Annotated in this window: 12 protein-coding genes; 6 read left to right on the top strand and 6 right to left on the bottom strand. The window is 68.0% G+C overall.

Features of this window, described 5'->3' with window-relative positions; translation table 11 throughout:
* Positions 1 to 5: 5 nt before the first annotated feature.
* Together ACMGRF_RS15120 and ACMGRF_RS15115 are read right to left on the bottom strand one after the other, a co-directional pair.
* Positions 6 to 1,268, bottom strand: a complete 1,263-nt coding sequence (locus ACMGRF_RS15120; protein WP_049415274.1) for an amidohydrolase family protein — start codon at positions 1,266 to 1,268, stop codon at positions 6 to 8.
* The gene (locus ACMGRF_RS15115; RefSeq protein WP_414485366.1) at positions 1,268 to 2,677 is read right to left on the bottom strand and encodes an amidohydrolase family protein; all 1,410 of its coding nucleotides are present in this window, start codon (positions 2,675 to 2,677) and stop codon (positions 1,268 to 1,270) included. The genes ACMGRF_RS15120 and ACMGRF_RS15115 overlap by 1 nt, the downstream gene beginning before the upstream one ends.
* Positions 2,678 to 2,922: 245 nt before the next feature.
* Here ACMGRF_RS15115 and ACMGRF_RS15110 point away from each other — a divergent pair, with 245 nt between their 5' ends.
* The 3 genes from ACMGRF_RS15110 (at position 2,923) to ACMGRF_RS15100 (ending at position 8,001) form a co-directional block, all read left to right on the top strand.
* Positions 2,923 to 6,516, top strand: coding sequence for an autotransporter domain-containing protein (locus ACMGRF_RS15110; protein ID WP_099542776.1), 3,594 nt, complete (start codon positions 2,923 to 2,925; stop codon positions 6,514 to 6,516).
* A gap of 125 nt (positions 6,517 to 6,641) precedes the next feature.
* A complete protein-coding gene (locus ACMGRF_RS15105; protein WP_049415280.1) occupies positions 6,642 to 7,418 on the top strand; it encodes an AMP nucleosidase in 777 nt (258 codons plus the stop codon).
* 43 nt (positions 7,419 to 7,461) lie between these two features.
* Positions 7,462 to 8,001, top strand: coding sequence for a DUF924 family protein (locus ACMGRF_RS15100; protein WP_049415281.1), 540 nt, complete (start codon positions 7,462 to 7,464; stop codon positions 7,999 to 8,001).
* Between the two features lie 120 nt (positions 8,002 to 8,121).
* Here ACMGRF_RS15100 and grxD read toward each other — a convergent pair whose 3' ends face one another.
* Entirely contained in the window at positions 8,122 to 9,048 is a 927-nt protein-coding gene (gene grxD, locus ACMGRF_RS15095) for a Grx4 family monothiol glutaredoxin (RefSeq protein ID WP_032956577.1), read from the bottom strand.
* Between the two features lie 59 nt (positions 9,049 to 9,107).
* Here grxD and ACMGRF_RS15090 point away from each other — a divergent pair, with 59 nt between their 5' ends.
* Positions 9,108 to 9,887, top strand: coding sequence for a polysaccharide deacetylase family protein (locus tag ACMGRF_RS15090; protein ID WP_049415284.1), 780 nt, complete (start codon positions 9,108 to 9,110; stop codon positions 9,885 to 9,887).
* Positions 9,888 to 10,001: 114 nt separating this feature from the next.
* On the opposite strand, the gene ACMGRF_RS15085 is transcribed toward ACMGRF_RS15090, so the two are convergent.
* Genes ACMGRF_RS15085 through ACMGRF_RS15075 form a run of 3 tightly spaced genes read right to left on the bottom strand, consistent with a single transcriptional unit; the run spans position 10,002 to position 12,621 of the window.
* Positions 10,002 to 10,721 carry a class I SAM-dependent methyltransferase gene (locus ACMGRF_RS15085; protein ID WP_049415286.1) on the bottom strand — a complete coding sequence of 240 codons (720 nt, stop codon included), beginning with the start codon at positions 10,719 to 10,721 and terminating at the stop codon, positions 10,002 to 10,004.
* Positions 10,722 to 10,725: 4 nt separating this feature from the next.
* Positions 10,726 to 11,343: an SGNH/GDSL hydrolase family protein gene (locus ACMGRF_RS15080; protein WP_049415289.1), complete on the bottom strand. Its 618-nt coding sequence runs from the start codon at positions 11,341 to 11,343 to the stop codon at positions 10,726 to 10,728.
* Between the two features lie 3 nt (positions 11,344 to 11,346).
* On the bottom strand, positions 11,347 to 12,621 hold the full coding sequence (locus ACMGRF_RS15075) for a pyridoxal phosphate-dependent aminotransferase (RefSeq protein ID WP_049438373.1): 1,275 nt from the start codon (positions 12,619 to 12,621) through the stop codon (positions 11,347 to 11,349).
* 113 nt (positions 12,622 to 12,734) lie between these two features.
* On the opposite strand from ACMGRF_RS15075, the gene rsgA reads away from it, so the two are divergent.
* Positions 12,735 to 13,844, top strand: a complete 1,110-nt coding sequence (gene rsgA / locus ACMGRF_RS15070; protein ID WP_049438372.1) for a ribosome small subunit-dependent GTPase A — start codon at positions 12,735 to 12,737, stop codon at positions 13,842 to 13,844.
* Between the two features lie 123 nt (positions 13,845 to 13,967).
* The gene (locus ACMGRF_RS15065; RefSeq protein WP_049415295.1) at positions 13,968 to 15,221 is read left to right on the top strand and encodes a flavohemoglobin expression-modulating QEGLA motif protein; all 1,254 of its coding nucleotides are present in this window, start codon (positions 13,968 to 13,970) and stop codon (positions 15,219 to 15,221) included.
* Positions 15,222 to 15,475 lie beyond the last annotated feature (254 nt).

The following is a 15,475-nucleotide window of genomic DNA, read 5'->3' as shown; positions in this document are numbered from 1 at the left end:
GGAGGTCAGGGCTGCGCGTTGCGCTGCAGGTAGCGGTCGCGCAGTTCGGTCTGGCGCGAGCGCATCGGCATCGCCCGGCCGCCCAGCCAGACCTGCTCGGCATAGTGCGCCACGTCCAGCGGGTCGCCCTCCCACAGCACCAGGTCGGCACGCTTGCCCGGCTCGATGCTGCCGATCTGGTCGGCCACGCCGAACGCCTGCGCCGGTACCCGGGTCAGGCCGGCCAGGCCGTCGGCCCAGGGCAGGCCATTGGCCACGGCATTGCCGGCCAGCTGGCGCATCTTGCGTGCGTTGTGCGAGGCGTCGCCACGCTGCACGAACGAGACCGCCACGCCGGAACGTTGCAGGCGTGCCGCATTTTCCAGCGTGGCACCGATCTGGTCGAAGCTGGCCGGCAGGTTGGACAACACATCGACGAACACCGGTACCTGTGCGGCGGCCAGCTCCGGCGCCAGCTGCCAGGCTTCGCTGCCACCGGCGATGGCGATCTTCACCTTTTCGCGGGCGGCCCAGCGCAGCAGCTGGCGGATGTCCGCCGCGCGGTCCACCTCCACCACGATGCGGCCTTGGCCGGCCAGGTAGCGGCCCAGCGTGCGGCGCCCGGCCGGGGTCAGCAGCGCATGCGGTGAGTCCGCAGCGACCTGGCCGCGCGCCTCGTCCACCATCTGCTGCAGCAGCATCCATTGCGCCGCGCGTGAATGGCCGGTCAGCTCCACTGCCGCCGACCCCAGGCGCAGGAACAGCGCGCGCGGCCCGAGGGGATCGGCGCTGCCGTCCAGCCGCATCACGCCACCCTGGCCTGCAACGAAGCCGCCACCGGTGGCAGCCCCCAGGGCGGTGAAGCCGATGCCGTCCAGGCGTGCCACCGGGATCAGTACCGAGGCCGGGTTGTAGGCCAGGGTGACATCGAACTCGGGGCGCAGCGGTTGTTCGTCGATCTTCAACGTACTGTCGACCGTGCTCGCTTCACCGGAGACTTCTTCGATGCCGATCTCGGTGATGCCCCCGAACAGCGCCGGTGTCAGCGGGCGACCATCGGCCTCGACCACGCGGGCCCCGGCCGGGGCGGACAGCCCGCTGCCGACTGCGCGGATGATGCCGCCCTGCACCAGCACATCGGCGTGCTGCAGGCTGCCGCGCGCGCTGGCGGTATGCACGGTGGCGTTGCGCACCAGCAGGTCCTGCGCCTGCGCGGATGCGGAGAGGCAGGCCAGCACCATGACCGTAGCGCCGAGCCATGCCCGGCGACGCTTGTTCAACGCGCCCATCAGTGCACCTCCTGGCCAAGCTGGAAGTCGGAACGGGGCGTGGCCGCAGGTGCGCCGCGGTCGTACAGGCGGCGCCCGTCGATGAAGACCTGCTCGGCCAGCGCGTACGAGCTGAAGGGGTTGCCGTTCCACACCACCACGTCGGCCATCTTGCCGGCCTCCAGGGTGCCGGTCTGGCCTTCAATGCCCAGCGCCCTGGCGGCGTTGGCGGTCATCCAGGTGATGGCGTGTTCGGGGGTGATCTCCGGCATGTGCGCGCGGCGCGCGGCGGCGATCACCTTGGCCGCTTCCTGGTTCAGGCGCTGGATGCCTTCGGGTGAATCGGAGTGGACGATGGCGCAGCTGTTCTTCGGCCGGTCGACCAGCGCGATGTTCTCCGGAATGCCGTCGAAGGCTTCCATCTTGAAACCCCACCAGTCGGCCCACAGCGCACCGCAGACGCCGTCGGCGGCCAGCCGGTCGGCCAGCTTGTAGGCCTCCACGCCGTGGTGGAAGGCGGCCACCTTGAAGCCGAATTCCTTGGCCAGGTCGAGCATGGTGGCCATCTCGTCGGCGCGGTAGCAGTGGATATGCACGCGGATGTTGCCCTCGATCGCACCGGCCAGCGTGTCCAGCTTGAGATCGCGCTTGCCGCCGGCATCACCAGCGCTGTCGCCCTTGTCGCTGCCGAACCAGCTCTTGCGCTTGGCCGGCTTCGGTTTGTTCCTGGCGATGTAGTCGGCGGCATCGATGAAGGCGGCGCGGTAACCGGCAACGTTGCCCATCCGCGTGGCCGGAGCGACGCCCTTGCCTCCGCCGTAGACCCGCTTCGGGTTCTCGCCGCAGGCCATCTTCAGCCCCCACGGTGCGCCGGGAAACTTCATCGCCTGGTAGGTGATGGCGGGGACGTTCTTCAGGGTCACGCCGCGGCCACCGACCAGGTTGGCCGAGCCCGGCAGCACCTGCATGCTGGTCACGCCGCCGGCCAGTGCGGTGGCGAAACCCGGGTCCTGCGGCCACACCGAGTGCTCGGCCCAGACGTTGGCGGTGACCGGTGCGGTCATCTCGTTGCCGTCGCTGTGCGCGCCGACGCCCGGGCTGGGGTACACGCCCAGGTGCGAGTGCACGTCGATCAGGCCCGGTGTGACCCACTTGCCCTGCGCATCGAGGCGGGTGACACCGGCATCGGCCTGCAGCTGGCGGCCGACGGCAACGATGCGGCCCTCGCGCAGCAGCACGTCGGCGTTGTCCAGGCGCTGGCCGGTGCCGGTCAGCACGGTGGCGTTCTGGATCAGCACCGGTGCATCGGGGTGTGCCTGGTAGGTGCTGGGGTAGGGATCGGCGACGAAGCGCGAGGCGCCTGTCGCCGGTGCCGTGCTCAATGAAAGCAGCGCCAGTGCCACCCCGGTGCGCAACAACGTCGATGCCATGCAGTTCCCCTCGCCAGAAACATGAATCCACCGACGCTAGCCGGGGCCGATGCGGCTTGCCAAGTGACCTTGGACAGGGGCGTGGGGGGTAGGAATTTTCTGATGGAGGATTTGTGAAGGAAATATTAACGTTGGATGAAGCGATGGGCTGATTACGTCTTGCGCTGACCTGTGTCACCAGCTTACGCACCTGCTCCAACGAGGGAGCCGGGCCCGTACCTCTCATGGAATCAAGGACGCAACCGATGACTGCTGCAAAGCTCCGCCGTTTGACCGTTTCTCGCCGTTCCTTCCTCCCCTCGCCGCTGGCGTCGGCCATTGCCGGTTCGTTGCTGGTGGCCACCGCACTGCCGGTACTGGCCCAGGACAGTGACGACGCCCTGGCCCGTTACCAGCTGCAGCGCAGCCTGCAGTCGGCGTTCGCCGTGCAAAGCGGGGTGAACGCCTCCGTTCCCGCGATGATCGCTCCCTCGGTAGCGATGCCGACGGCAGCGCTGGCTCCCAGCGTCGGTGCTTCCGCGGAGCCGGTCATGGGCAAGCCCGGCGATGCTGCGAGCTGGCGTACCAGTGAATTCGAACTCGACTGGGGCCTGGCTGCGATCAATGCCGACGTGGCCTATGCGCGCGGGCTGACCGGTGCGGGCATCCGCCTGGGCGTATTCGACAGTGGCACGGGTCTGGACCATCCGGAATTCGCCGGCAAGGACAACCGCAGCATCCGCATCGCCGATCTGATGGCTGACGGCACGCGTTGCACCAACACCACCGCAGTGCGTGGGCCGGCTGCCTGCTTCGCCAGTGATGGCGATGACGTCCAGATCAGCTATGTCGGGTACAACGCCAACGTGCCCGACAACATCCGCAGGATCATCGAGTCGGGCCCCTATGTGCAGCCGGGGATGCAGTTCGAGATCCATGGCACGCACGTTGCCGGCACCATCGCGGCGAACCGGGACGGAAGCGGCATGCACGGTGTGTCCTTCGGTTCGGACCTGACCGTTGGCCGGCTGTTCTCCGACAGCATCCGCGAGTGGCAGCGCACGGCGACCGGCTACTCGGTCGTGACGCTGGGCGCGATCGGCCCGAAAGTCAGCGCCTTCCAGGACCTCTATGCCCAGATGAACGCGCAGGGCGTGCGTGCCATCAACCATAGCTGGGGCCTGGTCACGGAACCGACGACAGCGACGGACATGGACGCGATCTACAACGACCCGGACGACCGCCAGTACCTGAACACCTTTGCCGACGGATCGCGTGCGCGCGGGATGATCCAGGTGTGGGCGGCCGGCAATACCAGTTCGGTCATTCCGACGCCTGCGCAGAGCCCCATCGCCGGCCTCTACGCCACGCTGCCGCGCGCATTCGCCGACATCGAGCCGTACTGGTTGAGCGTGGTCAACGTCGGTACCAATCTGACCCTGAGCAATCGCTCCAACAGGTGCGGCCTGAGTGCCAACTGGTGCCTTGCCGCACCGGGTTCGGACATCGTATCGACCGCCTATGGTGATGATTCCAGCCTGGCCGGCAGCGTCGGCATCGACGCCAACGGCAACGTCAGCCTGGACATCCAGCAGCGCGTGCCTACCTATGGCTATGCGCTGCTGAGTGGAACGTCCATGGCCGCGCCCCACGTCACCGGCGCGCTGGGCCTGCTGTTTGAACGCTTCCCCTATCTGGACAGCGCTCAGGTGCGCGATGTACTGCTGACCACGACCACGGATCTGGGCGCGCCCGGCATCGACGACATCTACGGTTGGGGCCTGTTGAACCTGGCCAAGGCCATCGAGGGTTACGGTTCGCTGCGCGTGGACACCAATGTGGTGATGAACCAGCGTGCCGGTGGCCTGAAAGTGTGGGAAGGCGATGCCTGGGACAACTGGACCAACGACATCGGCGGCCCCGGCAAGCTGACCAAGAGCGGCATCGGCTGGCTGCGCTTGAGCGGCGACAACAGCTTCAACGGTGCGCTGGTGCGCGAGGGCGTGCTGGAACTGGATGGCGTCAATACGCTCACCGGAGCGGTGGACGTGGCCGGCGGCAGCTTCCTGCTCAATGGCACGTTGAAGAACACTGCGCTGAACAGTCGGGGGGGATCCAGCCATATCAACGCACGCGGTGTGCTGGATGGCTCCGACCTGAACGTCGACGGTGGCGTGGTCATCTTCGACGGTGTGCAGCGCGGCGCCCATACCTCGGTCGCCGCGCAGGGGACGTTCGAATTGAACGGAAGGCTGGAAAACAGCGCGTTGACCAGCCTGGGCAACAGCCGTGTGAATGCAGGCGGGGTACTCGCAGGCTCCGACCTGACCGTCAACGGCGGCGTGTTGTCGTTCAACGGCACGCAGACCGGTGGTCACACCCTCGTTGGCCCGAACGGCACGCTGAAGGGCATCGGCCAGCTGGGCGATACCACCGTGGCCGGTATCGTTGCACCGGGCAACTCGATCGGCACGCTGACCATCAACGGCGACTATGTGCAGACCGCCACCGGTGTGTACCAGGCCGAGCTGGCCCCGGGTGGGCACAGTGACCAGTTGCGCGTCACCGGTACCGCCACCCTGGGCGGCACCCTGATCGCCCTGCCGGAGGCGGGCACCTATTACCTGGGTGAGCAGTTCAACTTCATCCGTGCCGACGGCGGAATCCGTGGCCAGTTCGCCACCACCGACTTCAGTGCGTTCTCGCCGTTCCTGAAATTCGGGCTGTCCTATGGCACCGGTGGCGCGCGCATTGAAGTTACCCGTGGCAATCCGCTCGCCAGTGCCGCCAGTACCGACAACCAGCGCGCGGTGGCCACTGTGGCCGACCGGCTGGCGGTCAACCAGGGCCTGCCGCGCCCACTGACCCTGCTGTTCCCTCAACAGGTAGGCGCTGCACTGGACGGCCTCAGCGGCGAGCTGCATGCGGCCACCGCGATGGCCCTGGTCGAGGGCAGCCGTTACGTGCGTGATGCCGCACTGTCGCGCCGTGTCGGCGTACGCGCGCCGGGAGCAGACGGCGACGCCGCCACGGGGGTCTGGGTACAGGCCATCGGTGGCAGCACCACGCTGGACGGCAATGCCAACACCGCACGCACCGAAGCCAACAGCAGCGGCCTGCTGGTAGGCGTGGACCGCGAGATCAACGGCTGGCAGGTGGGCGTGCTGGCCGGTACCGGCCGTACCGATGCCAAGCAGCAGGAAGGACGCCGTGCGCGTGCCAAGGTCGACAATACGCACCTGGGGGCCTATGCCAGTCACGACTGGGGCGCCTTCGGCCTGCGTGGTGGCCTGGCCTGGAGCGAGCATGAGGTAAAGAGCACCCGCGAGCTGGCCTTCTCCGGTTACAGCGATACGCTGGCGGCACGCTATGACGGCCGCACCCGCCAGGCGTTCGTCGAGGCGAGCTATCGCTTCGGCGGCCGCGAGGCGGGGCTTGAGCCTTACCTGCAGCTCGCACGTGTGGAAGTGGACATGAAGCGCGTCAACGAACGCGGCGGTGCGGCTGCACTGCAGGGTGAGGTGGACGATCTGCGTACCACCGTGGCCACGGCTGGCCTGCGTTTTGACAAGGGCCTGAAGGCTTCGTTCCAGCAGGACAGCTGGCTGCACCTGCGCGGTGGCGTGGGGTACCGCCATGCCAGCGGGGATCACGACCCGGCGGCCCGCTTCGCCTTCGCCACCGGCAGCGACAGCTTCGTGGTCAGCGGTGCCCCGATGGCTGACAGGACGGTGGTGGCCGAACTGGGGCTGTCGGCATGGTTGACCGCACGCCAGCAGCTGGAGCTGGGCTATAGCGGCCAGTATGGCGACGAAAGCCGTGACCACAGTGCCAACCTGCGCTGGTCGGTGCGCTTCTAAGCCAGCGGTGACCGCAGGGAAACCAGGAGGGCGGCCGCAGGGCCGCCCTTCTTCGTTGCTGGACCAGGTGTGGGTTGGCCTGTGCACGCCTACAATGGCGGCCCCCACGCCGTACCGGACCGCCCATGAAGAGCAAGCAGGAAATCGTCGACAACTGGCTGCCGCGCTACACCGGCGTGCCGCTGGACCAGTTCGGCCAGCACATCCTGCTGACCAACTTCGGCGGCTACCTGCACACCTTTTCCGAGCTGACCGGTGCGCCCATCATCGGCCTTGACCGGCCGATGGCCAGCGCCACCATCGATGGCATCACCATGATCAACTTCGGCATGGGCAGCCCCAATGCCGCCATCATCATGGACCTGCTGTCGGCGGTGATGCCCAAGGCGGTGCTGTTCCTGGGCAAGTGCGGTGGCCTCAAGCGCAAGAACCAGCTGGGTGACCTGGTGCTGCCGATCGCGGCGATCCGCGGCGAGGGTACGTCGGGCGACTACCTGCCGCCGGAAGTGCCAGCCTTGCCGGCGTTTGCGCTGCAGCGTGCAGTCTCGACCATGATCCGCGACCTCGGCCACGACTACTGGACCGGTACCGTCTACACCACCAACCGCCGGGTCTGGGAGCACGACGAGGCCTTCAAGGAGCGGCTGCGGGCGATGCGCTGCATGGCCATCGACATGGAAACCGCCACCGTGTTCGCGGCCGGTTTCGCCAACCACATTCCCAGTGGCGCGCTGCTGCTGGTCTCGGACCAGCCGATGATCCCCGACGGGGTCAAGACCGAGGCCTCCGATGCCAAGGTCAGCTCCCAGTTCGTGGAAAACCATATCCAGATCGGTATCGAGGCGCTTAAGCTTATCCGGCGCAACGGCAAGTCGGTCCGCCACCTGCGCTTCGACGAATGATGATGATGGCCTGGCGCGGCGCGCCGGCCCTGGGGAGTAGGTGATGGACGTTGCCGCGCAAGTGGTGGAATTCTGGAAAGAGGCGGGCCCTGCGAAGTGGTTCGCCCGCGATGATGCGTTCGACGCGCAGTTCCGCCAGTTGTTCCTGGATGAGCATTTCGCCGCCGCTTCGCGCGGGCGTGAACACTGGCTGGGCAGTGCCGAGGGCGCACTGGCGCTGATGCTGCTGCTGGACCAGTTCCCGCGCAACTGCTTCCGCGGTACTGCCCATTCCTATGCCACCGATGGCCTGGCCCGGCACTACGCCATGCGCGCCATCGAGGAAGGCCTGGACCTGCAGCTGGTGCCGAAGCTGCGCGCCTTCATCTACCTGCCGTTCGAGCACTCCGAGGACCCGTTGGACCAGGACCGTTCGGTGGCGATGTTCGATGTGCTGGGCGACAAGGAATACCTGCAGTACGCCGAGCTGCACCGCGACATCATCCGCCGCTTCGGCCGTTTCCCGCACCGCAACGCCGTGCTGGGGCGCATTCCCTCGCCGGAGGAACTGGACTACCTGGCCGAAGGCGGATTCGCCGGCTGAGAAAAGGGGACGGAGGGGATTAAGTCGTTTGTGGCATAAACGACTTAATCCCCTCCGTCCCCTTTTCTCGGGGGTCAGATCCGCTTTCCGCAGGAAAGGGCTCTGACCCCGCGCCGTCAATCAGTACTTCGGCACGCCGTTGTCGACGTCTTCCGACCAGGCGTTGATGCCGCCGGTGACGTTGAACACCTTGGTGAAGCCCAGTGCGCGGAACTGCTCGGCAGCCTGCGCGCTGCGGCCACCGTGGTGGCACATGAAGGCCAGTGCGGTGTCCTTCGGCAGGGCTTCCAGCGCGGCACGGCCGTTGCCGTCGAAGGTCTTGAACGGCACGCCGACGGCGGCGATTTCACGTTCGTCGGCCGGGCGCACGTCGACCAGGGTGATGTTGCCGGCACGCACCAGGTCGTCGGCATCGCGCACGCTGATTTCCTGCACCGGCTTGGGCGCATTCGGGTTGTCGATGGCCAGGCCCTTGCCGCGGATGTCGTCCACCCAGTCGATGGTGATGCCGTTGGCGCGACGGGCGCTGGCCAGGTCGAACTGCACGCGCAGGCCGTTGGACTCGGCGGCGATGGCGCCTTCGTCGTGCGGGGCCAGCTGGAAGTTCGGCTGGAAACCGGCGTCGATGGACAGCTGCAGGGCCGCGCCCGGGGCATCGGCCAGCGCGCCCTTGAGCATTTCCACGGCCGCCGGGGTGACGGTGATGCTCGGCGGGGTACGGTCCGGCGCGGCCAGGCCCAGGACGCTGCTCAGCTCGCCGCTGGCGGCCATCTGCAGCACGATGTCGCTGCCGCCGACCAGTTCGCCGTCGATGTACAGCTGCGGGATGGTCGGCCAGTCGCCATAGGCCTTGATGCCTTCACGGATTTCCTGGTCGGCCAGCACGTTGACGTGGGCGAACTCGACGCCCAGGTCCTGCAGGGCGCCCACGGCCTTGGCCGAGAAACCGCACTGCGGCATCGACGGCTGGCCCTTCATGAACAGCACGACGCGGTTGGCGTTGAGGATGGATTCGATGCGCGAACGCAGGGCGGGATCGAGGGACATGGACGTCGGGGTTCCGGGAATTCGAACCATCGATTCTACCCCTCATGGCATCATGGGGGATGAGCAACGCAGGAACATTGCATCGCATCCCGACCCGGCCCTGGCGCTGGCTGCCCTGGCTGGTGGCGTCGCAGCTGCTGGTGATCCTGGTCTGGGCCCTGGCGGGCTGGCACTGGGGGCTGCCGCTGATGGTGGCCAGCCACGCACTGTTCATGGTGCCGGTGTTCCTGCCCAACAGCCGCTTCTATGCGCCGGTGCTGAGCCGGATGCCTGATCCCGGCAACAGCGTCTGGTTGACCATTGATGACGGTCCTGGCCCGGAAACCCGTGCCGTGCTCGATCTGCTGGACCGCCACCAGGCCCATGCCACCTTTTTCCTGGTGGGCGAGCGCGCGCTGGCGCAGCCGGAACTGGTGCAGGAGATCCTGCGCCGCGGCCACGACCTGGGCAACCACAGCCACAGCCATCCGCAGGCGCGCTTCTGGCGGCTGGGCCCGGCGGCGATGCGTGCCGAGATCGAGGGCTGCCAGCACGCGCTGCAGGCGGTAGGCGGTCGCCCGGTGCGCTGGTACCGCTCGGTGGTGGGCATGACCAATCCGTTCGTGGCGCCGGTGCTGCAGCGGCTGGGCCTGGTCCGGGTCGGCTGGAGCGCGCGCGGCTTCGACGGTATCGGTTGCACGGCGCAGGGGGTGCTCGACCGCCTGCTGCCGGATCTGCGCCCGGGGGCCATCGTGCTGCTGCATGAGGGGGCCGCCCACGGCCACAATCTGGTGATCATCGAGGGCGTGCTGCAGGCACTGGACGAGCGCGGGCTGAAAGCGCGGCTGCCGGCCCCATAACGCCGGCCCTGGTGATGTAGAGCAGCCGAGCATGGGCTCGGCTCTACAAGGGGCGCGCTACTGTAGCGCCCGAGCCGATGCTCGGGCAGTGCGCAGCACCGGAGGGGCCCGCCATCACAGCGCGGGGCGTTCGGCCACCAGCAACCAGCTGTTGAACGGCGTGCGCCCATGCAGGGGACGCGGCGCCGTCACCTGCAATCCGGCCTCGGCCAGTGTCGCTTGCAGCACGTGCGGGTCGGGGTAGTGGCGCGGCCGCGTGCCCATCCAGCCGACCAGCCAGGCCAGCCGGTCCGCCACCCGCGTGGTGCGGTCGCGACCATCGCCGGTGGCCAGCGGCGTGCGCAGCAGCAGGCGGCCGCCGGCGGCCACCCGCGCGCTGGCCGCACGCAGCAATGCCAGTTGTGGGCCCGCGTCCAGGTACTGCAGCACATCCAGCAACAGGACGTGTCCAGGCTGAGCCGGCAGTGGCGCCTGCACGTCCAGGCAGTCGAAGCGCACAGCGTGCAGGCCGGTGGCGGCACGCTGGGCACGGATGATCTTGCCGGCATCCACGTCCACGCCGAGGTAGGGGTGGGTGCCGCCGCGCTGGCGCAGCACATGGGCGAACAGGCCCAGCCCGCAGCCCAGGTCCAGCAGTGGTTGCCCGTCGTCGGGCAGATGCTGCAGCACGCCGTCATACAGCGGGTCGCTGCCGAGCTTGCCGCGGGTGTAGTAGTAGTCGCGACGGCTGCCCCAGGCCCGTGCCGGGCGGAACGCTTCGGCGATCGCGCGGGCCTGCGGGGCGGTCAGCGGTGTGCAGGGCAGGGGCGGGCCGTTCCGTGGCGTACCATCCATCGTGTCAGTCCGTTGCACCGAGCAGGTGTGCGGCGACCGGCAGCGCGCGCGCGCTCCACAGTGCGTACATCCGCGCCGACGGGTGCAGGCCGTCTTCGGCGATCATTGCCGGGTTGCCGCCCTGGTCACGGCTGATGTCGGTGATGTCGACGAAGGCCACGCCCTGCTGGGCGCTGATCACCTCGGCAGCTGCGTTGAACTCGTCGGTCTCGATCTCGATGGTGGCCAGGTCGCGGCCGCTGCCGGCACCGAACGGCGTCGCGCCCCAGTCGGGGAAGGACAGCACCAGCACACGCCCGGGGCGGTCACCGGCAAAGCCGATCGCCCGCTGCAGCAGGGCCTGGAACTGTACGCGGTACTCGTCCAGCGGCCGGCCGCGGTACTGGTTGTTGACGCCGATCAGCAGGCTGACGAAATCGAACGGGCCCTGGGGTGCGGCTGCATCAATGCCGGCGTCCAGCTCGTCGGTGGTCCAGCCGGTGGTGGCGATGGTCTGTGGGTCGGCCAGCGCCACATCCTGCGCACGCAGGGCGGCGGCCAGCTGGTGCGGCCAGCGACCGTCGACGGCAACGGCTTCTCCGACGGTGTACGAGTCGCCCAGCGCCAGGTAGGACAGCGCCACCGCTCAGGCCACCGAACGGCGCGGCTTCAGCGGCACGACCTTGGTCGCGTCCTCGGCACGCCGGGCCAGCACGCGGTCGATGCGGGCGAACACATCGCGCATCGCCGAGGCTTCCGGCAACAGGGTCACGCGGAAATGATGGCGGTAGGGCACGTTGAAGCTGGAACCCGGTACCACCAGCACGCCCTCGTTGTTCATCAGGTCCAGCGCGAAGTCGTGGTCGTCAAAGCCCTTGGCAGCGGCACCGACCACGGCCGGGAACGCATACAGCGCACCGGCCGGCGCGACCAGCGACAGGTGCTCGCTGGCTTCGCAGGCGTCGATCACCGCGCGGCGGGTTTCATACAGGCGGCCGCCCGGGGTGCACAGTTCGGAGATGGTGTCCGGGCCGTTCACTGCGGCCTCGATGGCGTACTGGCCCGGCACGTTGGCGCACAGGCGCAGCGCGCCCAGCAGGTCCAGCGCGGCGCGGAAGTCGCCCAGGCGCGCGTCGTCGCCGCTGAGGTGGGCCCAGCCCACGCGCCAGCCGCAGGCACGGTGCACCTTGCTCAGGCCGCTGAAGGTCAGGCACGGATGGTCGCCGGCCAGCGGCGCGACCGGCTGGAACACCGCATCGTCGTACAGGATCTGGTCGTAGATCTCGTCGACCAGCAACAGCAGGTTGTGGCGTCGTGCGATCTCGACCACGCGCTCCAGCAGTTCGCGCGGGTAGCTGGCGCCGCTGGGATTGTTCGGGTTGATCAGCACGATGGCGCGGGTGCGTGACGACACCAGTGTCTCGATCTCGCTCGGGTCCGGCTGGAAGCCGTTTTCGGCGGCGCAGCGGTAGTACACCGGTCGGCCATCGTTGAGGATGGTCGAGGCCGACCACAGCGGGTAGTCCGGCGACGGCACCAGCACCTCATCGCCGGGATTGAGCAGTGCGCGCAGCGACAGGTCGATCAGCTCGCTGACACCGTTGCCGACGAACACGCGGTCCGGGTGTGCATCCGGTGCGCCGCGGCGGGCGTAGTAATCGGCGATGGCTTCACGCGCCACCGGCAGGCCCTGCTGGTGGGTGTACGGGTCGGTGCGGCCCATGTCGTCGGCGATCGCGCGCTGCAGGTGCTCGGGTGCGCGGAAACCGAAGTTGCCCGGGTTGCCGATGTTGAGCTTGATCAGCTTGCGGCCCTGCGCCTCCAGCTCCCGCGCTCGCCGGGCCAGTTCTCCGCGGATCTCGTAGCGCACTTCGGAAAGGCGCTCGCGGATGGCCAGGGGCTTGGGCGAGATGGTGGACATGAGGCTGGGCCGTCAAGAGGCATGGGGATTCCATCCTACCGGAATTGCTGCAATGCATGGCAACGGCTCCGGGCTTGCCATTGCTGGGCTGGCCGGGGGCCGTCACAGGTAGAATGGCGGCGATGACCCAGACCCCCGATTTCATCGCCCTGCAGACCATCGGCTGGCCCTGGCCGGGCCCGGCGCAGCAGGCCGACTGGCAGGCCGTGATGGCCGCACACCCGCAGGCCCGCCCGGCGCGGGTGATCGAACAGCACCGCACCCACTACGTGGTGGCCGATGGCCCGGATGCGGCGATCAAGGCCGAGTCACTGCCGGAATGGCAGCGCCCGCGCTTCCCCAGCCACGAGCGGCCTGCAGTGGGCGACTGGGTGCTGCTGGACGGCATCCGCATTGTCGCGCTGCTGCCACGCCGCACCGCGATCAAGCGTGGCGCCGCCGGCGAGCACTACCACCAGCAGGTGATCGCGGCCAACATCGACACGGTGTTCATCGTCTGTGGCCTGGATGCCGACTTCAATCCGCGCCGCATCGAGCGCTACCTGCTGCTGGTCGGCGGTGGTGGTGCAGAACCGGTGGTGGTGCTGACCAAGGCCGACCAGACCGAGTACAGCGAGGATGCGCTGGCGGTGCTGGAAGAGCTGGAGATGCAGGGCATCGCGCTGCATGCGATCAACGGCCTGGATGCCGACAGCGTGGCGGTGCTGCAACCGTGGCTGGGCCCGGGCCGCACCGTGGTGCTGGTCGGTTCCTCCGGTGCCGGCAAATCCACGCTGACCAACACCCTGCTCGGCGAGCAGCGGATGAAGACCAACGCGGTGCGCGCGAACGATTCGCGCGGCCGCCACACCACCACCCATCGCGCGCTGATGCCGCTGCCGATGGGCGCCTGCCTGATCGACACCCCCGGCATGCGCGAGCTGAAGCCGACCGGCGAAGAAACGCTGTCCGAAGGTGGCTTCGCCGACATCGAAGCGCTGGCCACGCAGTGCCGTTTCAACGACTGCAAGCATCAGCAGGAACCGGGCTGCGCTGTTCGTGCAGCGATCGACGCTGGCGAGATCGAAGAGAGCCGGCTGCTGAACTACTTCAAGCTGAAGGAAGAAGTGGCTGCCGCTGCCGCCAAACTGGCGGTACGCCAGGCCGAGACCGCGCAGGAACGTGGCGGCAAGAAGGGCAAGGGCCAGCAATTCCGCCCGGCCGCCAAGCCGCGTCGGCGCTGACAGTGCAGCCGAGCGTGGGCTCGGCTCTACAACGGTTGTATCCCGGCACACCTTGTAGCGCCCGAGCCAATGCTCGGGCGGCGGCGCACTGCGCCGGATACGGCAGGGCGCTATAGTCCGCGCATGGAACCGACCGCGACGCTGGACCGTGAGGTGGCCCACCATGCAGCGCTCGATGCGCGCCTGGTCGAGGCCGTGGGAGGCATCCGCCTGCTGGGGCTGACCAGTTGGCCGGCCACGCTGCAGGCACCGTTCCTGGACAGCGTGGCACGTGGCCAGCCGGTGCTGCCGAAGGTGGATTACCCTCGGCTCGACTTCAGCGAAGAGCGCCGCGCCCTGGCCGCGATCGCTGCCGACTGCGATGACAGCCATCCGCTGGGCCACTACGTGCGGCAGTCGGCACAGAGCTGGGACCTGGCCGCGCAGCTGCTTGAGGGGCTGGGCACCGCCGCCGTCGATACCTGTTCGGTGCAGCTGTTCGGCGCGCCCGAGCAGCCACTGCCGGGCAATGGCCCGAGCACGCGCGACGCGGCGCGCCACTTCATCCAGATTGCCGCCGAACTGGACCACGAACTGCTGGCACCGGAAGAGCAGGTGCCGGTCTCGGCCATTGCCCTGCAACTGCAGTTGCAGAACGACCTGGATGCTTTCTTCGAATCGCGCATCATCCAGGTACAGCTGGACCCGGAGCTGGTGTCCAAGGCGGCTGCCGGCCCGACCCGCATCCGTCTGCGTACCAGTGCGCGCTTCAGCGCCTATGACCGCGCGCAGCTGTTCCACCATGAAGCGCTGGTGCACTCGCTGACCGCATTGAACGGCCGCGAACAACCGGTGTTGCCCAGCCTGGCGTTGTCCTCGCCACGGGTGACGGCAACCCAGGAAGGGCTGGCGACGTTTGCCGAGCAGATCACCGGCAGCATCGACATCGAGCGCCTCAAGCGCATCAGCCTGCGTACCGAAGCGATCGCGATGGCACGCGAAGGCGCCGACTTCATCGAAGTGTTCCGCTATTTCTGCGATGCCGGGCAGAACCCGGAAGAGAGCTTCGCCTCGGCGCAGCGCGTGTTCCGCGGCGTGCCACCGAGCGGCGGCCTGGCCTTCACCAAGGACACGGTGTACCTGCGCGGCCTGGTGTCGGTGCATACGTTCTTCCGGCACATGCTGGCCGAGGACCGCCTGCAGGTCTGCCGCTGGTTGTTTGCCGGCAAGATGAGCCTGACCGATGCGATTGCGTTCGCGCCACTGTTCGAAGCGGGTGTGCTGAAGCCGCCGCGCTGGCTGCCGCATTGGGTGAGCCGGGCGAACGGCCTGGCCGGCATGCTGGCGTTCTCGCTGTTTGCCAACCGGATACGGATGGACCAGCTGGCGCCGGAATGAAAGGCGTTGGCGGATCCTCCAGCGCCTGCCTGCTATCGGTGGGGAGGAGGCGGGGCACCCTGGCCAGGACACGCAAAAGCCCATCCATGGTGCTCGATGGCGCCATCCATGGCGCCAACGGTCCTGGCCAGGGTGCCCCGCCTCCTCCAGACAGATTCCTGCGGGCGCGGTAGCAGGTCCACCAGAGGGATTGCGCTTGAAAAGCAAAAAGCCGGGCATTGCCCGGCTCTTTGATTTTGCTCTTGCTTTCCATT

The sequence above is a fragment of the Stenotrophomonas sp. EMP41 genome (assembly GCF_047495535.1).
GTDB classification, from domain to species: domain Bacteria; phylum Pseudomonadota; class Gammaproteobacteria; order Xanthomonadales; family Xanthomonadaceae; genus Stenotrophomonas; species Stenotrophomonas sepilia.
Note: the sequence above shows the minus strand (reverse complement) of the source record. Positions and strands in the feature narration are given on the sequence as shown.